This window comes from Bacillus sp. FSL K6-1218, assembly GCF_038006445.1.
GTDB classification, from domain to species: Bacteria; Bacillota; Bacilli; order Bacillales; family Bacillaceae_G; genus Bacillus_A; species Bacillus_A thuringiensis_S.
Genome location: NZ_JBBOVE010000001.1, coordinates 5230930 through 5249160, shown reverse-complemented (window position 1 = coordinate 5249160; position 18231 = coordinate 5230930). Strand labels below are relative to the sequence as shown.

Below are 18231 nucleotides of genomic sequence, written 5' to 3'. Positions count from 1 at the left end.
CGTAGCCTCTTGCGTGAGGAAGTGAACCGCCCACTAGAACGGGTTATATAAATAGAAGGAGGCGTTATAATGGAAGCAAATATTAATACGCAAGATGTAGTTTCAAAAAAGCCATCATTATTCGGAATGATTACTTCTCCAGGTGAGCAGTTTGAGAGAATGAAGACGAGTAATGCAGTTTGGGGTGCATTTTGGCTACTCGTTTTAATAGCTGGGCTTGTTGGTGGATTTGCTGCTTATGTATATTCTCTAACACCTGAAGCAATTGAGCTTAATAAAGAATTAGGTGTTACTGTTTCAGCTGCAATGACATATGGTATGGGATTTGGGATAATTGCTATTAGTATGGCATTCGTCTTTCTACTTAGTGCTGTGGTGTATAAAGTGTTAATGGTGTTTATAAGCAATGATACTTCTTATAAAAAATTATTAGCGATTACTGTATATTCAAGTGTTATTTCATTACTGGGTTTATTAATAAATACGATTTTAGCATATATCTTAGGTGGATCGGGTCAAGAAATGTACACTGGTCTAGAACCGATTTTTGCTTCAAGTAGTGGTGTTGTAAAAGGTATTGTAAGTAAATTTGAAGTGTTTACAATTTGGGGATATGCAGTTACATGGCTAGGTCTTCAAATTACAGCAGGTTTAACTAAAAAGCAGGCAACAATTATTACTATTGTTTTCTTTGTTTTAACTCTCGGAATGGGTGCTTTACAAGGTATGTTCCAATAAGGAAATAAAATAGAAAAGGTGACTCTTCAAAGGAGTCACCTTTTTTATTTTTACCCTTACTTCAAATACCACCAACAAAATTTCAAATTCTACATAGTGTAATTTCAAATTCCGTCGGTAGTATTTGAAATTACTCACAGTGAAATCTTTTCTTTATTTTTATATTGTGAAGGTACCGCGGAATACTAGAAAGGTATACCTTTTAGAAACGGGTACTGTGTGAAGCCAGCGACTTTTAAAGAGGCAGTTGTTTTGTATGAAGGGATGATTGTAAATCAAATAAAGAAATTAGGTATTCGTAAAGATTATGAAGAGTATTATCAATGTGGTTTAATTGGTCTTTGGCATGCGTATGAAAGGTTTGATGCAAAGAAGGGGTGTTTCCCTGCATATGCAGTTGTAACGGTGCGAGGTTATATATTAGAGAGATTGAAGAAAGAGTTCACAGTGCAAGAAAGGTGTGTATGTGTAGGAGAGTATGAGGATATCTTTCATTTTGAAGATGTTGAAATGAAAGTGAAGGATTTTATGAGCGTGCTAGATGAGAAGGAGAAGTATATTATTTTTGAACGCTTTTTTGTAGGAAAGACGATGGGGGAAATCGCTTTAGAGACGGAAATGACATATTATCAAGTAAGATGGATGTATCGGCAAGCACTCGAGAAAATGCGAGATAGTGTAAGGGGATAAATATTAATATAAGAATGGAAGGCAAGAGATGTTGCTTTCCATTCTACTTGTTAGTTTAATGTAGTAAATGCAACAAGGGGTTTTTAAATTGTAGTGAATCTTGCATGTTCATACGAGATAGTATGTATCCAGCTTTTAATAATTGTTGCTGCAATTTATGGGGACTAATAGATATTGTTGTAGTAGTGCCATTTGAAAAATGTATTTTAGCCTCTTTAATCTTTTGGCAAAACTCTATATCATGTATGTGGTTATAAAATAGCCATATACAGTTTGGAGATGAAGGAGATTCTGTTGGAAAAGTACAAATGTATTCCCGATGATTAATTGGAATTGGAACGTTTTGTTTGAATCTAAAATTTGTTTGGACTGCATTACGCCTGCCTTGATAAGTAGAATGAATCTGGGTTAAGCAAGATTTCTTAATGAGTTGTAGTGCGGTTTGGCAGGAACAAAGATCATTTCCGCTACTGTCAATAATTTTTGTACGGTAATAAGGGTGATTGTATGGAACAAGCATCATAGTAGAACTAGAAATAATAATGTTATTTTCATCATTCATGATTTTAAGTCCTCCCTTATAAAATTAATATTTCGAATATAATTATATACGGAATAAGTAAATTAAGTGTTAATATTTTGTTTTGTATTGTAAATCTTGTTTATTCGTTTACAATCAATAGGTGATAGTCTTTCTAATTTGCATCGCTTGTACATATATATGAAAATAGAAAAGAGTAGGCGGTGATATAGTATGAAGAAAAAGTATATTATTATGGCTTTAGTTGTCATTCTCCTAGTATATTTAGCAAACAGTAATCCGAGTAAAGGAGAATATACAGAATGGGCAGCGAAGCAGTTTATGAAGCGTAATGATGTGAGTAAGAAGCTAGATGAAGTTCAAAAAGAGAATGAAGAGGGTCTCCTTGGCGACTTGGCATCGGCCGGTAAAAAGTTAGCGAAAAAGTATGTTGAGCCACAAGTTGGGTTATTAATTGATCATTATACGAAGCGAAATGATTATATATTCTTCTCAACATATACGACTGAGTTTGATATAGGTGAAGAACATTATAAGTATGTATGCGTCGGTTTTTCAAAGATTTTTATTCCGATTGAAATGCCGAAGAAAAAAGACGAATCTGCAAAATGATGCAGATTCGTCTTTTTTATTTTATAGAGTAATTGGAATTTCAGATACATTTTTTTCTACAAGGCGAGCTCCCTTTTTTCTTGTATTTTCATCAATGGATGAAAATACAGATGAGGCAAGGATTGTATCCATTACTTGATTTACGACTTGTGCATCAATTGGTGTGATGGGCATATCGATAGAAAAAACGACTGTTTTTCCATCTTCTTTTGCGAAAATCAACTCTAGTACTTGCATGTGTTATTCCCTCCTTTGTATTTATCCCGCTATTTACGGGATTCGGGTCTGCCGGCTAAATTGCGGGCTAATAATCAGCGGGGATGAATAAAATCCCCACTGATCTGAAGTTTTACTTTATAGTTTAGAAAGATCTGATGTGCTTACAAGTTGCACAGAATGAAGTGGTGATGCCTGTAAGGAAGCAAGAGCATGAGCTACGTTGTGTACTTGATCTAAGCTCGCATTTGTTTTAACACGTTTAAATTGTTTGCTCTTGAAAACTGTTTTGCCGTTCTTATCTAATCCGTTGCTTAAGACAAGACGTAAAGTTAAATCCATTACGATTGTTTCAATTGCCATGTGTATCACCTCCTTTCATTTTATAAATAGGGTGCAAATGTCATGTTTTGGCGTGAAATTTTTTCTTTTTTTTGGTACCCTTAAAAGATTAAGAGAGGAGAATTCTGGATAATGAATCGTAAATGGTTATTTTGGATTCCTGTATTACTATGGATGGGGCTGATTTTCTATTCTTCGGCACAACCATATAAAAAGCAGGATATGCGTTCAGATATTGAACAATATGTAAATGTTGAATTTGTAAAAGAGCATTTTTCATGGGTATCTATCGATTATGGTGGAGGAACCCCTGTTAGTATTGCGAATAAAGGTGTAGGCGGATTTATTGAGTTTTTCCTTCGTAAAGGTGCTCATTTTATGGTGTTCTTTATGCTAGGTTCATTGATTTATTACGCTTTTCATCGATCAGGTCATTCGAGGAAAAGATGTTTTATATATGCCCTTCTTTTCGTTGCAGGTTATGCAACATTTGATGAGATTCACCAATGGTATACGGGTGACCGTACACCAATGTGGCAAGATTCATTGCTTGATACGTGCGGCGGATTAACGGGAATTATAATAAGTAATTGGTTTTGGAATAGAAAAAAGCGCTAATCTCATTTCGAGATTAGCGCTTTTTTGCGGGTAGTAAAACTCCCCGTAACCGGCCTGATTCAAGTTTCACTTTATACACCAAGTAATTCTTTTAGTTCGTCTGTTGATAGTTCAGTCATCCAGCTATCGCTTGTGATGACCGCATTGTTTAGAGATTGTTTTCTTTCTAGCATTTCATCAATTTTTTCTTCTAATGTTCCTGTAGTAATGAGTTTGTGAACATGAACAAATCTTTTTTGACCAATGCGATATGCGCGGTCTGTTGCTTGATTTTCCACAGCTGGATTCCACCAACGATCGTAGTGAATGACATGGTTGGCAGCAGTTAAGTTTAATCCTGTTCCGCCGGCTTTTAAGGATAAGATGAAAATGTCATACGTTCCGTTTTGGAACTCCTCAATCATCTTGTCACGATCTTTTTTCGGTACACTACCGTTTAAGAAGAGGACACGCTGGCCAAATTGTTCTTCTAGCACACGTTTTAGCATGTTTCCCATGCCGATGTATTGAGTGAAGATGAGGCAACTTTCATTTTGATCTTTTATATTTTCGATGAGCTCCATTAACGTTTTTGTTTTCATAGAGCGTTCAACGACATTTTGTGGTTCTTCTTCTTTTAAATAAAGAGCAGGATGATTACAAATTTGTTTTAGCTTGTTCAACATAAGTAATATAAAGCCGCGTCTTTCAATTCCGCTTAATCCTTCTACATTTTGCAGTGTATCTTGAACAAGTTGTTCATATAAGGAAGCTTGTTCACCAGTAAGAGGACAGTAAGCTTTTTGTTCTTGTTTATCTGGTAAATTTAATGCAACTGTTTGATCTTTCTTCGTTCGGCGCAGTAAAAATGGTGAGATAAACCGTTGAACTTGCTGGATTTTTCCTTCATCACGATCTTTTTCAATCGGTGTGACGAAGCGGCGTTGGAATTGTCCTAAGCTTCCGAGATATCCATGATTAATAAAGTCGAAAATGGACCAAAGTTCAGCGAGGCGATTTTCCATTGGTGTACCAGTTAAAGCGATTTTGTGATTTGCTTGCAAGTTTCGTACTGCTTTCGACTGTTTCGTATGTGGGTTCTTAATATTTTGTGCTTCATCCAAAATAACAGCATCCCAGCATAATGAAGTCAGTTCTTCCTCATCGAGTTGAGCCAATGCATAAGATGTTAATACAACATCTGCTGATTGAAGGAAATCTTCAAATGAATTGCCCTTCTCTCTATTACTTCCGTAATGTAATTGGACACGTAAATTCGGTGCGAAACGCTCAAATTCCTTTTGCCAATTTCCAAGAACAGATGTCGGCGCTACGATTAATGCAGGGCCTGTTTTGAGATTGTTTTCTTTTATATATAGTAAGTAAGAGATTGTTTGAATACTTTTCCCGAGTCCCATATCGTCAGCTAGCAATGCTCCAAATCCAAGCTTTCGTAAATATAATAACCATTCAATACCGTGTTGTTGATAGGGACGAAGTGTTGCGTTTAGTGAAGTAGGGACATCTACCTTTGGAATATCTCCAATATGAAGCAGCTTTTGGAATAGTTCCTCATAATATCCATCTAGTTCGATTTCAATATCAGTAAACGGACTATCATCTTCTACAATTTCTGTTTCAGCCGTATTTGATAAATGTTGCTGCAGGACATCTTTCATCTCTAGTCCGTATTTATCGGCACGGTTCATGAGTTTCCTTACTTCTTCGATAAAGGCTGGATCTAGTCGCATCCATTGACCGTTTATATTAAATAGACGTTTGTTTTGTTCAACGAGCTCGAAAAATTCGCTTTCTGATAAATCAATGCCGTTCGTCGAAATGCGCCAGTCAAAATTAACGAGCGTATTCATACCGAAGAACGATTGTGTTTGTGCTGTATTTTGCTTCAACTGGACACGTAATTTCGGTTTTGTTGCTTTTAAATTTTGCCACCATGATGGTAGTAAAATTGTAATGCCGGCTGCAAGTAATTCGTTGCTTGCATCTGTTAAGAAGTTCCAAGCTTCTGTTTCAAAGAGCTCATTTCGGAATGTATCTCCTTCTTTTAACCACGGTATGAGCTTACTAAAACCTTCTTGTGTTTCTGTAATCCGTTCTTCGTAATCGTGCCATCTTTTCGGTAAGGAATCGATGTTTTCATATACATATATGCGATGAGCTCCGCGCTTTGGTGTCACAATTGTTTCAAGCTTCCACATTTCAAATTCTTCTTGTGGTTCTTGTAGTCTTAGTCCGATTGTAAACGGAAGATCATCTTCAATATAACCAATTTTTCGAAGCCAATCTTCTTCATGTAGTGCTGTTTCCAATTGTCTTTTCGTAAAGTCGTAATGTTCATATAGCCTTTTGGCATCTTCCCAGCCGTCATTCGAGCGATTATCTTGTAATATGCTTTCATTAACTGCTGCTGAGAAAAGAGATGCTAATGTGTCATCTTCAATTGGTGTATTTTGAACTTTCCAAGATGGTTGTTTAGGCCAATGAGTCATATCTGGTACGAAGCTACCACTTGTAAAGGCGTCCCATAATTCATTTGCATCTTTCGTAAGTGCTGTAATAGGTCCGTTTATTTGCATATGTGCAAATGAATTCATTGGTTTGTTTGCAATGTATTCAAAGGCTTGTGCATTTGTTAGTAGCACACCTTGTTTTCCTTCGAAGGTTGCTTCTTTTAGAGAAGTACCGTAGAAAGAAGTGGAGTGCCATGTGAATGCATTTCGTTTCCAACTTGTTACGGATAATGGAGTACCGCTGTCATCTTCTCCCCAAAGGAACCAACCTTGACTAACATGCTGGAGCCTAATTGTTACTTCAGTTTGATTGATCATCGATTAATTTTCCTTTCCGTAATTCCTCTTGTAGTGCACGCAGACGTGAATGGAGATTGGCGATGTGAATAATGAAAGCATCCCATTCATCGGTGCGTTTTAATCGTTTATACAATGTACGTAATTTCTTTAAGTAACGAACTGCGCGTTTATATGATTTACGATTTCGTTCTTCAATCGCCTCTACAGCAGCAAGATGGTAAAGAGGAAGTGCCACTTCTGGCGCTTCTTTTTCAATATCTTTCAGTGGCTCTTTCAACAGCTCAATTGCTTCAAATCCATATAGGAGATGAAGCTCTGCCCATGTACGATACTGTTTTTTCGCGAGTACGTACTGTTCATAGTTTGTGAAACTATACGGTAATAGTTCTTGTAAGATCATTTCGAAACCAGCTTGTTCATTTGTATGTGTTGCATATGTTTCATACATGATTACAAATAGCCGAACGACATCTTTTATGAAAATCGTATTTTCGTGATCTTGGATCGTTTTCTTTACTTGTTTATACGTAAAGGAAAGCCAGTTTTTTGCACGATCCCAATGCATGGCACTTAATAGTTCTTCTAACCAATAGAAGTATAGACTCACAACAGAAGCAGGCTGTTTTTTTAGTAAGTCCATCGCTAGTAGATCTTCGTCATTCAAAAAGAGAAGATGGGAAGACGCTAACGCTTTGGATAGTGGATTGATTTTCGTATCGATTCGTTTTTCTTCTTCTTGTATTTTCTCTTTATTGTTTAAAAGTTCACTCCATATGTGACGATAAATGAAAAATCGCTCTTGCGTATAAGTGTCGGTAGAGAAGAATACTTCATGAACGAGACGAGCTGTTTCTTGTAAAATTATTTCAGACTCTGAAGGAATCGCTTCTGATTGTAAGTCCCGAACGATGGATTCCACTTTGTCTACAAATAGGCGAATGACATTAACAGGTTGGTGATAAGAATACGTTTTGTTTGCGTCGAATGCCTGAATTTCTTCTAATAACTTTTGAAAGCAGTACAGTGCTGCGTGTAACCTGAATAATTCATGTATCGCAATGACACGCGGAGCTTTCCGCTCAAGTTTCGTATAGAAATCTGTAAAGATACTCATAAGAAAATACATTTGTTTATAAGTAAGCCGAGCTTGTTCTTTTTTAAATGATTCATATTCTTTTTCAAAATACGATTGCCAACTTTTATAATCGGTTTCTTCAAAAGCTGATGATTGCAATACTTGTCTTGCAGTTCGAATAGGAGGAAGGGAAGGTTTCGTATTATTTTTAAATAAAGTTAATACATCTCCTACTTGCCCGAAACTAGACGCTGCAGATAGTAATACAGCAAGCATATGCTCACATTGTGTTGGTGCGAAGCAATCACAATAACTTTCAGCGACGTTACGAATCGGAATATGAACGCTATATACGTTGCCTTCCGCATCTACAGTTCCTGATAGTGTATAACCATCAAAGTCAACATTGTAGACAACACCACTACGATATAGGTGCCGAGCTGTAGCGACATGTTCCTGATCAGCTGTTTGCTGTGGATCTAGTCCTTGAACGAACTCATTCGCAATCATCATAATTTCATCTTTCGTAATTGAGTGTTGCAGCATAATATTCCTCCGTACACATATTTCTTTCCTTTACCATTATAAACAAAAAATGCTCAAAACAGAAAAAATGAAATTTGGATTACATAACTTGAAAATCATGGTAATATATAAAATGTTAATTTCGTATATTACTATATATTTATAGGAGGGGAAGTTGTGTCAGATTTACAAGCGAAGTTTGGTAATGGTATGAACAAGTTGCAAGAGGGAATTGAGCAAGGAAAGATGAAGTTGCAAGTTGCACAAGAGGTTGCACAACTAAAGAAAATTACGCAGGAGAAGTTACAAGTGAAAACTGAAATTTTGTTGGAGCTTGGTCAAACTACATATATGCAACTGCGCAATGATGAAGTTCGAATAGAGGTATTGAAAGGAATTGTAGAACCGGTACAAGAGCTTGATATTGCTATTTATAACATGCGTAAGCAAATTGCTAATTTGCAGAATCAAGGTCAGAAAGGGCAGTGTAGCTGTGGTGGCTCATTATCATTAAATGATAAATTTTGTGGACAGTGCGGGAAAGAAAATGAGTTACTCCTTCAAACAAACAATGTTGAAAATGAATCATGTTCTTCATGTAGTGAACAAATCGCAACAGAAGCTATATTCTGTCCAGTTTGTGGTATGAAGCAAAGTAAGGAGTGAGGAACATGTATTGTAAAACTTGTGGTTTAGAACAGTCTGATGTATCAAATTATTGTACGCATGATGGGTCTAGTACAGGTGGTGTAGCGAGTCATATTATATTAGCGCCTAAAGACTCAAAATATTGCCGAACTTGTGGAGTGGAAAGTAAAGAAACTGCTACATATTGTGAGAAATGCGGCGATTCCTTACTAGTAGGTATTACGAAAAAAGAAATGAAAACGAAATTACCAGACCAGGGTTTACAACTAAATGTGGGTTCATCTGGAATTGCTTTGAAAAAAGGCTTACTTGGTGGTGGTCTGGCAATTATATGCATGTTTTTGGCTGGCTGGATTAGTAGTTTAATTATCGATGCAGCGATGAATGATTTAATGAGAACGATGGTTACAAATACGAACGGTATGCTGGATATGACTACTATTAATCAATCTTTCATTGGCATAGCGCCATTAATTTTAATGTATCATTTAGTGGGTCTTGAAGTCAGTGGAAGTGGTACATACATAATGTCATTTATTCTTCATGTCCCATTGTTCATTTTATTAACTATTCCAGCACTTATATTAGGTGGAATTGGCTTTTTTGTAGAGAAAAAAAACCCGTCTATTGTTTGGCGTGAGAAGCTAGTAACAGCATGTATTATCGGTATTGTATATGGAATTTTCTTATGTGTTATAAGTTTTGTAGCAAGTTCTTCTACGACGATTTCTCAATTCTATGAAACAATGACAATTAATGTTAGTTATTCTCATATTATTAGTTTGTTGTACGGTATTATATTTGGTTTATTATTTAGCTTTATTGGCATGAGTATTGCAGCGGGACCACATCGTATGCTTTCCGCAATTAGTCAAAGTGTTCCATATGCAGCATCTATTTATTATAGTGTAGTAACTGTTTTAAAAGGATTAATCATTACATTTGGTATTATACTTATTACGATTTTATTTAGTAGTTCAAAATCAATGGGACCAATTGATTTCCCTGAGAAAACATATAAAGCATTAATTTCATTAGAAGCAACACCGTATATGTGGAACATGGCTCACTTTGCTCCAACTGCAATTGAATGGGCGAACATGGAGAAAGAAATACAGAACTATCCAGGAGGAAAAGGGCCCTTACATTTATCATATACATCAGGCATATCATTAAATGGTACGTCTTTAAAAGATGTGGCAATTGCTAATGGTGCTTCTGTTAAAGAAATTAAATATATGGATGATTTCAATTCCTACATGCATTGGTGGGGTTTATTAATTTTAATACCATGTATCTTACTATTTAGAGCTGGAATGAAATTAGCTCAATATCCAATGAAAAATATATATGTAACGATTGCGATGTTTAGTGCGGTTTATACTGTGATGATGCTTTGTGTAAATGGATTAGCAAAAATCCAAATCGAAGCTTCAGGTAGTAAGGAAATTATGAAGGAATTTACGGGGATTTCTGGTCCGCTATTATCGATTCAAAGTAGCACAATGTATTTAATAGTAGGTAGCTTTATTCTTTCTTACGTATTAGTGTTTGCTGGGATGAAGTTGGTAAAAAAATAAGGGGGAGAATCGCTTGAAGTTTTGTGGAATATGTAGTGAAAAAGTTGCAGACCATTTAAATTTTTGTCCAGAGTGTGGAAGTAAGATAGAAGAAATCGCTGATCAAACAGCTTCTTCTCGTTCAGAAATACAACGGGAAACAAAGCCGGTGAAAAGTAAGAAGAACATATTTTTACTGCTAGGTTTTCTCGTTATTTTTGCTATATTGTTCGGAGCATATAAATTTGGTGCAAGCAAGTTTTCAAAGGAAAAACAAGTAAACGTTATGATTGAGGCGTTTCAAAAGAAAGATGCGAATGCAATTGATGAGTTTGTAAAGGTAGATGATCCGAGCTTAAAGATTAAGGCAGAGGATATTAAGGCGTATATCCGTTATTTAAAAGACAACCCTTCATATAATAAAGAGCTGCTGTCTTATTTACAAAGAGAGACAGTGGATCAAAAACTAGCAAGTGATAAAGCATCGTTTAAAGATGGACAAATTATAGAAGACGGAAAAGAATGGTTTTTATATCCGAAGTATAAATTTAGCATGAAATCTTATTATATGAATGTAAGTACAACTGCGAAGAATGCAGAAATATATGTGAATGATAAGAAAGAAGTAGAATTGTCTAATGACAAAACTTCAAAAGAAATTGGTCCATATTTTCCGGGTTCTTACGTTGTAAAGGCAAAAGCAAAGTCAGAGTTAACTGAGTTAGAAACAGAAAAAGAAGTAGATTTAGCAGATGAAAAAAGTGCGAAGGTAGATGTGAATTTATCATTAGAAGGCAATTATGTAACAATTTCCTCTGATGAAAATGATGCAAATGTAGTTGTGAATGGTAAGAAGCGTGGGAAGTTAAGCCGCGGAAGTTATAAACTTGGTCCTGTACCAACAGATGAAACGGTAGAAGTGCATTTAGAGAAAAATGCTGAGTTTGGCTTAATTAAATCAGAAAGCGTTAAAGTGGGAGATCAAAGTACATATTACTTAAGATTCCCGAAAGAAACTTCGAGTTCGGCCGTTGGAGACTTTGTAAGAAATCACATTTATAATAATGTACGTGCCATTTCGTTAAATGATTTTAGCTTGATTGAAAGTGATTATGATAAGAGTGGGAAATCTTATAAAGAAGATCGTGATTATCTACAATATTTAAATAAAAAAGGAATTACAGAAGACTTATTAACGATGGATGTTCGTAATGTAGAGCGTCAAAGTGATACGAAATATAAAGTAACGACATATGAAGAGTACCATATTCGTTACGGTGATGGATCTGTGAAGTTCAAAAGTTTTAATAACGAACATATTGTAACTGTGAATGGAAATGGAAAGATGTTGTATCATTCTCTTGGTGCAAATAATACGTTGAAATCAGAAGATGTATCTGGTCCAACTCGTTAATATGAGAGAAGCTGTTCAATATTTGAACAGCTTCTTTTTTGTAGCTAAATCGATATTTCGTGTCGAACCGTTGATATATTGCGATTTATGATAGATATATTCGGAAAATCGTTGATATATTTTTTTACAATTATGAGTGCGTTTCCTTTAATATCGCTTGTACATAGGGATCATGTAATATTTGCTCTATAATTGGCAACATGTTTTTTTCAAATGGAATGTCGATAGGAAATGGCTTTTGAGATCCTGGTTTTATTCCATATTGCACAATTTTGTAATGTGTATTGTTTTCAGACTTGAGCACAATTAGCTTATAGCGATTATCATCGCCAGCGAGTGAGAAATCAATAGAAGTAGCGTTATATGTTACTTCATCTTTATATATGTACGGTTTTGGCGTACCAATCCAGTCTACTTTTGCTTGTATATTCATGGGCATAGCCTCCTTATATGTATTATAAATAAATAAAAGCCAGCTCTCAATAAAGAGAACCGGCTTGTAATTTAGCAGTCATTGGTTATTTTAAAATTTTCACTTTAACAGTTTTGCGTCCCCATTTTTGAGCAGCGCTATCTGATCCAAGTAAGATATCGATACGGTTACCTTTAATTGCACCACCAGTATCTCCAGCGATAGCTTCTCCGTAACCTTCTACCCATACTTTAGATCCTAATGGGATTACTTTCGGGTCAACAGCGATCATTTTCATGTTTGGATTCGCAGTTAAATCATGACCCATTGCGGTTAATACACGGCCGCCATATGTGCCACCGTTTTCGCTCGGGTGAGCTGTATATGCTGTAGCTACAACTGTTAACTCACGACCACCAGATGGTTCGCTAGTTTCAGCAGCTTTCACAGCAGGCTTAGCAGCTGGTTTTGCTTGTGCTGCAGGTGTTTGAGCCTTAGCTGGTGCTTCAGCTTTAGCAGGAGCAGTTGTTTCTTGTTTCTCAATTACAGGTGCTGTACCTGTTAAGAAAGGAACATGAACATAAGCTGTTTTCCCGTTATATTCAAATTGTAACCACTCATTTTGTACTTGGTTCGTTGTTTCGATTACATCGTCTTTCTTCAACTTTCCAAGAATTTCTGAGTTTGTGTTCGCTTCAGCACGTACGTTTAATACGTTAGCTGTTACGTAGTAGATGCTTTTTGTGAACTCTGCACTTACGAATGCGTCTTTACCGTCTAAAGTAACTTTTGACCATCCGTTCTCTGTATTTTGAACATCTATTTTATTACCGTTTAGTAATTTACCGACAACTTTTGATTCCGTAGTAGGGTTTTCGCGTACGTTTAGTACGTCTGTTGTTACAACAGTTTCTGCATTAGCAGATGATGTGAAAATCCCAAGACCAAAAACTGCTGCTGTTGCTATACCAATTAATTTTTTCATGATAGCCTCCATTGCGTTTGTTTTCGTGTCCTCATTATAGCAACAGATTTTTTCGGATTTGGGGAAAACACACAATTACAAACCATTCGTAATAAGTCGTTAACATCCTGTAATATAACAAAAAATATAGGAAAGCGTTTTTCATTCTATATGACTCATAGGTTTCTAGTTATATTCAAAATATTTAATACAACATGTTTTTTTCGACGTAAATAAAAATGTTACAGTAATGTTACATAATGTTTACTAAACGATTACATTCCTTGAGTATTTTACCGTTTTATGGGTAATATAGTTATATAAACATAAACATTTTGTTTGTGAAGCTATAAACACGTGCTATATACTAGCAAAAAAACCGCATAATTGTTACAAAACGAAAGGGTTGTAAGGAAGAAATTCGCCCTTTTTTACATATGTAACACATCCTTTTTTAGGAAAATACATTCCTATCCGCGTTTTTCTCACACAATTTGACAGCAGTATTTCTAACTTGTAGCTCTTGCAGAGTGAAAAGGTTATACGAAAGGTAAGGCTGTCCATAAGAATTCGAATTGGTGAAGGTGAAAGTAAGAAAATCACCGCAAAATTATAGTTTTCTATCCGATTTTACATATCGGAATTTATGTTATTTACAAAAACGAAACCTACGAAGGGGGATTTGATGAGGAAACTGACAAAAACATTCATCGTTTCATTAACATTATGTATTGCATTTACAATTTGGGGGATTATTCCCGAATCTATTATTGGAAAAGGTAGCTTAGGAAATGTAACAACCGCAATTCAAACTGCATTAGTTAGTAAGTTTGGGTGGTTTTATATTATTTCCGTTTCTATTATTTTAGGTGTGTCTATCTTTTTAATTGTTTCGAAATACGGTTCTATTCGTTTAGGTAAAGATGATGACGAACCTGATTATAGTTATATGACATGGTTTGCTATGTTATTTAGTGCTGGTATGGGTATCGGCTTAGTTTTCTGGGGCGTTGCCGAACCATTAAACCATTTATACGCACCTCCGTTTGGAGAAGGTGCAACTGAGGAAAGTGCGCGCCTTGCACTGCGTTTTTCATTTTTCCATTGGGGGTTACATCCTTGGGGACTATATGCGTTTGTAGCGTTATGTATTGCTTATTTTACCTTTAGAAAAGGAAAAGCAAGTACGATTAGTGCGACAGTAGGTCCGTTATTTAAGGGCGGGGAACACGGACGTATTGCTCATTCATTTGATGTGTTAGCTGTTTTCGCAACTGTGTTTGGTGTTGCAACGTCATTAGGTCTTGGTGCAAAACAAATTGCAGGTGGTGTTAGCTATTTAACATCTATCCCGAACTCATTAACGACACAGTTGGTTATTATTGCAATCGTAACAGTTCTTTTCATGTTATCTGCACAAACAGGTCTTGATAAAGGAATTAAATATTTAAGTAATACGAACATTATTTTGGCATTTGCACTTATGATCATTGTATTATTTGCAGGTCCAACAAACTTTATTATGAATTACTTCACTTCAACAATTGGTTCTTATATTCAAGAATTGCCAAGCATGAGTTTCCGATTAAGTCCTTTAGATGAAGGCGGAAATCAATGGATTCAGTCATGGACAATTTTCTATTGGGCATGGTGGATTGCGTGGTCACCGTTCGTAGGTACGTTTATTGCTCGTGTTTCACGAGGTCGTACAATTCGTGAGTTTGTTATCGGTGTGTTACTTGTACCGACTGTAATTGGTGCACTTTGGTTCTCAGTTTTCGGTGGGACTGGTATTCATATGGAGCTATTTGGTGATGCACATATCTTCGACAAAGTGAAAGAAATGGGAACAGAAGTAGGATTGTTTGCTATGTTTGATCAGATGGGCAGCTTTGGATCAGCTTTATCAGTTTTAGGTATTTTACTTATTGCAACATTCTTTATTACATCGGCAGACTCTGCAACATTTGTTTTAGGAATGTTAACGACACATGGTAGTTTAAACCCACCAAATCGTATTAAAATGATTTGGGGTATCGTTCTAGCCGCGATAGCTTCTACCTTATTATATATTGGCGGATTAGAAGCCTTGCAAACAGCAGCTATCATTGCAGCATTCCCATTCGTCTTTGTTATTTTCTTTATGATGGCAGCATTATTTAAAGAGTTACAAAAAGAAGGGCGTATGAAGCGTCATTAATAATAGAAGGAAAAGGGCTGATTTTATATCAGCTCTTTTTTTAATCCCTCTATTTGTTGGGCTGCCTGTAAAAGTCCGATTGGTGATGGCTGATTAAAGTTTCACTTTAAATAGAAGGAATTTGAAATGCGGGTAGGGAAATAAAATACTTTACCATATAAGTAGTATGCCTTTTATACGAAGAAAAAACGATGGGTTTCGACAATATTCGATATCTTACGAATTCTATTCGTATTTTTGTCAAAAATATGTCGGAAATGTGTTGTCACTTTTATGTATATGTGCTATATTATTTCCTGTAAGCGATTTCAAATAGTTTTAAAGCGCATTCAAGGGGGACATCTAGAATAATGAAACGTTACGAAAGAAAGTGGAAGCATATTTGTTTGAAACGTGTGGCACATCGTAGTGTCCAAGAAAGCACGGAACCTAAGACTGAAACGCGCAAAGAACAGCAAGAGAAGCAATTGGTTCTACAAAAATAGCAATCACTTTTTCGTATATAAATGAAGGTCGATCGTTCGTTGGGGGATGGACGTGAAATTACTTTCAGCTAAGGGGTATTGTCTGATATATAATTTATACGGCAATAAATAAGCACAGAGCATACGGCGCTCTGTGCTTATTTTTATTTATCTTTTTTAAATCGAACTGTCTTATCCCAGCCGATGACTTGTTTCTTGCTCTTTGCACGTAAATATAAGATTAAGCTGCGAATAAATAAGTACGTAAAGAGCTGTGCATACGTAAAGTACATAATAACGCTAATAAAAATATTAGTCGGTGTAAAGGTTCGTTCGACACTCTGGGCACTAAATAATTGTGAAACATATGTAATATATGCGACATACCACATAAATAGTAGCGGAATGCTATATTGAATTTGGAATATCCCGAGTAGCCCAATTACAAACCAAACGTTTGAAATGATTAGGAATAGCCAAAATACAACATACACTAGAACTTGTTGTAAGGAATGAACGAGCAGTTTTCCTTTAAAGAAACTTAATGACGAGAACATTTTTTCTAAAATGTATAAATTTCCTTGGAGCCAACGTGTACGTTGTTTAATAAGAATTTTTAAATGCTCTGGTTCTTGTTCCCAAGTAACTGATTCTGGGACGATTGGTAAGAGATAACCTTTTTGTGTAATTCGTAATGTTAATTCAGCATCTTCTGCAATTGCATAAGGGTCATAGCCACCAAGCTCTTCTAGTGCTGAGCGACGAAGAAGCATATTTGTTCCTGTTAGTGAACCCGTTTGGAATAGTAACCAGCGTCCAGATTGCATAAGGAGCTGGAAGATTTGAAATTCCAGTGAAATCATTCGTGTCAGCCAGTTTCTTTTTTCGTTTACAGTACGAACATGTCCAACAGCTCCAACAGCATCCTCAGTTGTTTCAGCGTGCTCTACAAGCATTCGTAGTGCGTGTGGTTCAGGTTGGTTATCTGCATCATAAACACAGAAGTATTCACCATCTGAAATACTAAGGCCGTAGTTTAATACGCGTGATTTACCCTTCGGTTCACCGGATGGAACACGAATGTGACGAATATGAGCATAAGCTTTGTCGAAATCATCGCCGATTTCAGGTGTTTCATCTTGAGAGTTATCATTTAATAAGTAAATGGTTAACTTTCCTGGATATTCAATCTTCGCCATCGCCTCTAAAGTATCTTTAATAACGACCCCTTCATTATGAGCAGGTATGAAAATATCGACGCTCGGATAATGTTCTAATGTACGATCTTTTCGTTTACTATTTCGGTGAATTAAGCCCGCGATTGTTAAGAAAGAGTAGTAAACGAGTAAGCCAGAGAATAGAAAGGCCGTAAAAATAAGTACATATTTAATTGAAAATGTGATACTGATCCAAAAAACGAGTACGCAAAACAGAAGGAATAAAAGAAGTATAACGAGAGTCATCATAACAATGTCTGTCCTTTGTTTCCAATTTGCTCGCGTGAAATTTTTATATCTTGGATTGCTTCAGCTGCAAGCCATTTTTCTAATTTTGGCTGTAGACGGTTCATTACTATATCTGCACCAGCCTCATTTGTGTTCTGTAATAAAATAACTAAGGTACTCTCATTATATTCAGCAGCAAGGTCAAAATCATTCCTTACCGTTTCAACTAATAAGGAAGCTACACGGTCCATAACACTTTCCTTCGTATAATTACTAAAGGAAGTGAAATCAAAATAAACAATAACGCCTGTTTCATTACGACGATTCATTGCAGTCGTTAATAACGCTTGGCGTCTCTCGAATTCTTGTCTTGTTAGTAATTTTGATTCTCCAATATATTGTTCTAATGTTCTCACACGCTCAGTTAAAGTTTTATTTTCATGAATCACTTTTTTCAATAGGTGAGTTGTTATATATACAATGAAGAAGTTAGCTACCATCAGGAAGTGGGTAATGATATATTGCCATTGATCTGATGTACTCCATAAATGAAGCCATGCTTGATAAAATAAATAAAATACGGAAATAATGGTTCCTAGTATGAAGAAAATAAATGCTTTTTTGTCAGCTAAAAATAAGAATAGTACATTTACGATTACGTATATTATTGTAAAAATGAGCGCATGCTCATATTTCGTCACATGTACAGTAGTAAAATAAAATACAATTTGTAAAATCCACATAGAGATGATTTTATAGAACTTATCTTTCACAAAACGTTCCTCCTTAAAGCTATTTCATCAATAGATACCTGTAGTATGCGCAATTATTAAGAAATTGACTATGTCGTTAAATTCTTTTGAAGGGCAACACCAAGTAGTATCTCTATTTTCATCAGAAAAATAAAAAGACTTGAACATTATTGTATCATAATGTTCTTATATTTGGGATAAGGTGC

The 18231-nt window shown here is 35.8% G+C and carries 18 protein-coding genes; 9 read left to right on the top strand and 9 right to left on the bottom strand.

Annotation, left to right across the window (positions count from 1 at the left end):
* Window positions 1–69: 69 nt before the first annotated feature.
* Both MHI26_RS27000 and MHI26_RS26995 read left to right on the top strand, forming a co-directional pair.
* Entirely contained in the window at window positions 70–738 is a 669-nt protein-coding gene (locus MHI26_RS27000; RefSeq protein WP_061667808.1) for a Yip1 family protein, read from the top strand.
* Between the two features lie 219 nt (window positions 739–957).
* Entirely contained in the window at window positions 958–1428 is a 471-nt protein-coding gene (locus MHI26_RS26995) for a sigma-70 family RNA polymerase sigma factor (protein ID WP_003308200.1), read from the top strand.
* A gap of 55 nt (window positions 1429–1483) precedes the next feature.
* Here the strand turns inward: MHI26_RS26995 and MHI26_RS26990 are convergent, their stop codons facing one another.
* Window positions 1484–1990 (bottom strand): competence protein ComK, encoded by a 507-nt coding sequence (locus MHI26_RS26990; protein WP_000997457.1) that lies wholly within the window; start codon window positions 1988–1990, stop codon window positions 1484–1486.
* A 192-nt stretch (window positions 1991–2182) separates the two neighbouring features.
* On the opposite strand from MHI26_RS26990, the gene MHI26_RS26985 reads away from it, so the two are divergent.
* Window positions 2183–2581, top strand: coding sequence for a DUF4359 domain-containing protein (locus MHI26_RS26985; RefSeq protein ID WP_000731400.1), 399 nt, complete (start codon window positions 2183–2185; stop codon window positions 2579–2581).
* Between the two features lie 21 nt (window positions 2582–2602).
* Here the strand turns inward: MHI26_RS26985 and MHI26_RS26980 are convergent, their stop codons facing one another.
* Together MHI26_RS26980 and MHI26_RS26975 are read right to left on the bottom strand one after the other, a co-directional pair.
* Window positions 2603–2818 (bottom strand): DUF2922 domain-containing protein, encoded by a 216-nt coding sequence (locus tag MHI26_RS26980; protein ID WP_001197588.1) that lies wholly within the window; start codon window positions 2816–2818, stop codon window positions 2603–2605.
* Between the two features lie 117 nt (window positions 2819–2935).
* A complete protein-coding gene (locus MHI26_RS26975) occupies window positions 2936–3160 on the bottom strand; it encodes a DUF1659 domain-containing protein (RefSeq protein ID WP_000963863.1) in 225 nt (74 codons plus the stop codon).
* A gap of 111 nt (window positions 3161–3271) precedes the next feature.
* Here MHI26_RS26975 and MHI26_RS26970 point away from each other — a divergent pair, with 111 nt between their 5' ends.
* Complete coding sequence (locus tag MHI26_RS26970) at window positions 3272–3757, top strand: VanZ family protein (protein WP_001080707.1); 486 nt, start codon at window positions 3272–3274, stop codon at window positions 3755–3757.
* Between the two features lie 71 nt (window positions 3758–3828).
* On the opposite strand, the gene MHI26_RS26965 is transcribed toward MHI26_RS26970, so the two are convergent.
* Both MHI26_RS26965 and MHI26_RS26960 read right to left on the bottom strand, forming a co-directional pair.
* Window positions 3829–6585, bottom strand: coding sequence for a DEAD/DEAH box helicase (locus tag MHI26_RS26965; protein WP_061667807.1), 2757 nt, complete (start codon window positions 6583–6585; stop codon window positions 3829–3831).
* Window positions 6569–8188 carry an SWIM zinc finger family protein gene (locus MHI26_RS26960; protein ID WP_061667806.1) on the bottom strand — a complete coding sequence of 540 codons (1620 nt, stop codon included), beginning with the start codon at window positions 8186–8188 and terminating at the stop codon, window positions 6569–6571. The genes MHI26_RS26965 and MHI26_RS26960 overlap by 17 nt, the downstream gene beginning before the upstream one ends.
* Window positions 8189–8344: 156 nt before the next feature.
* Here MHI26_RS26960 and MHI26_RS26955 point away from each other — a divergent pair, with 156 nt between their 5' ends.
* Genes MHI26_RS26955 through MHI26_RS26945 form a run of 3 tightly spaced genes read left to right on the top strand, consistent with a single transcriptional unit; the run spans window position 8345 to window position 11788 of the window.
* Window positions 8345–8833, top strand: a complete 489-nt coding sequence (locus tag MHI26_RS26955; RefSeq protein ID WP_001281739.1) for a zinc ribbon domain-containing protein — start codon at window positions 8345–8347, stop codon at window positions 8831–8833.
* 5 nt (window positions 8834–8838) lie between these two features.
* Entirely contained in the window at window positions 8839–10395 is a 1557-nt protein-coding gene (locus MHI26_RS26950; RefSeq protein ID WP_061667805.1) for a zinc ribbon domain-containing protein, read from the top strand.
* A gap of 13 nt (window positions 10396–10408) precedes the next feature.
* Entirely contained in the window at window positions 10409–11788 is a 1380-nt protein-coding gene (locus MHI26_RS26945) for a zinc ribbon domain-containing protein (RefSeq protein ID WP_061667804.1), read from the top strand.
* A gap of 130 nt (window positions 11789–11918) precedes the next feature.
* On the opposite strand, the gene MHI26_RS26940 is transcribed toward MHI26_RS26945, so the two are convergent.
* Entirely contained in the window at window positions 11919–12221 is a 303-nt protein-coding gene (locus MHI26_RS26940; protein ID WP_001025273.1) for a DUF3910 family protein, read from the bottom strand.
* Window positions 12222–12306: 85 nt separating this feature from the next.
* Window positions 12307–13185, bottom strand: coding sequence for a cell wall-binding protein EntA (locus MHI26_RS26935; protein ID WP_000733339.1), 879 nt, complete (start codon window positions 13183–13185; stop codon window positions 12307–12309).
* Window positions 13186–13849: 664 nt separating this feature from the next.
* Between MHI26_RS26935 and opuD the strand changes: the two genes are divergently transcribed.
* Together opuD and MHI26_RS26925 are read left to right on the top strand one after the other, a co-directional pair.
* The gene (gene opuD / locus MHI26_RS26930; protein WP_001230119.1) at window positions 13850–15364 is read left to right on the top strand and encodes a glycine betaine transporter OpuD; all 1515 of its coding nucleotides are present in this window, start codon (window positions 13850–13852) and stop codon (window positions 15362–15364) included.
* A gap of 350 nt (window positions 15365–15714) precedes the next feature.
* A complete protein-coding gene (locus tag MHI26_RS26925; protein WP_000833067.1) occupies window positions 15715–15849 on the top strand; it encodes a hypothetical protein in 135 nt (44 codons plus the stop codon).
* Between the two features lie 143 nt (window positions 15850–15992).
* Here the strand turns inward: MHI26_RS26925 and MHI26_RS26920 are convergent, their stop codons facing one another.
* A complete protein-coding gene (locus MHI26_RS26920) occupies window positions 15993–17294 on the bottom strand; it encodes a glycosyltransferase family 2 protein (RefSeq protein ID WP_000988755.1) in 1302 nt (433 codons plus the stop codon).
* Window positions 17291–18046: a diguanylate cyclase gene (locus MHI26_RS26915; RefSeq protein WP_000653215.1), complete on the bottom strand. Its 756-nt coding sequence runs from the start codon at window positions 18044–18046 to the stop codon at window positions 17291–17293. Before MHI26_RS26915 ends, MHI26_RS26920 begins: the two co-directional genes overlap by 4 nt.
* Between the last annotated feature and the right edge of the window lie 185 nt (window positions 18047–18231).

What these genes read in the sequence shown, in the direction of transcription:
- MHI26_RS27000 (WP_061667808.1), top strand. Translation starts at nt 70, where the DNA reads ATGGAAGCAAATATTAATACGCAAGATGTAGTTTCAAAAAAGCCATCA.
- MHI26_RS26990 (WP_000997457.1), bottom strand. Translation starts at nt 1,990, where the DNA reads ATGAATGATGAAAATAACATTATTATTTCTAGTTCTACTATGATGCTT.
- MHI26_RS26985 (WP_000731400.1), top strand. Translation starts at nt 2,183, where the DNA reads ATGAAGAAAAAGTATATTATTATGGCTTTAGTTGTCATTCTCCTAGTA.
- MHI26_RS26980 (WP_001197588.1), bottom strand. Translation starts at nt 2,818, where the DNA reads ATGCAAGTACTAGAGTTGATTTTCGCAAAAGAAGATGGAAAAACAGTC.
- MHI26_RS26975 (WP_000963863.1), bottom strand. Translation starts at nt 3,160, where the DNA reads ATGGCAATTGAAACAATCGTAATGGATTTAACTTTACGTCTTGTCTTA.
- MHI26_RS26970 (WP_001080707.1), top strand. Translation starts at nt 3,272, where the DNA reads ATGAATCGTAAATGGTTATTTTGGATTCCTGTATTACTATGGATGGGG.
- MHI26_RS26965 (WP_061667807.1), bottom strand. Translation starts at nt 6,585, where the DNA reads ATGATCAATCAAACTGAAGTAACAATTAGGCTCCAGCATGTTAGTCAA.
- MHI26_RS26960 (WP_061667806.1), bottom strand. Translation starts at nt 8,188, where the DNA reads ATGCTGCAACACTCAATTACGAAAGATGAAATTATGATGATTGCGAAT.
- MHI26_RS26950 (WP_061667805.1), top strand. Translation starts at nt 8,839, where the DNA reads ATGTATTGTAAAACTTGTGGTTTAGAACAGTCTGATGTATCAAATTAT.
- MHI26_RS26940 (WP_001025273.1), bottom strand. Translation starts at nt 12,221, where the DNA reads ATGAATATACAAGCAAAAGTAGACTGGATTGGTACGCCAAAACCGTAC.
- MHI26_RS26935 (WP_000733339.1), bottom strand. Translation starts at nt 13,185, where the DNA reads ATGAAAAAATTAATTGGTATAGCAACAGCAGCAGTTTTTGGTCTTGGG.
- opuD (WP_001230119.1), top strand. Translation starts at nt 13,850, where the DNA reads ATGAGGAAACTGACAAAAACATTCATCGTTTCATTAACATTATGTATT.
- MHI26_RS26925 (WP_000833067.1), top strand. Translation starts at nt 15,715, where the DNA reads ATGAAACGTTACGAAAGAAAGTGGAAGCATATTTGTTTGAAACGTGTG.
- MHI26_RS26920 (WP_000988755.1), bottom strand. Translation starts at nt 17,294, where the DNA reads ATGATGACTCTCGTTATACTTCTTTTATTCCTTCTGTTTTGCGTACTC.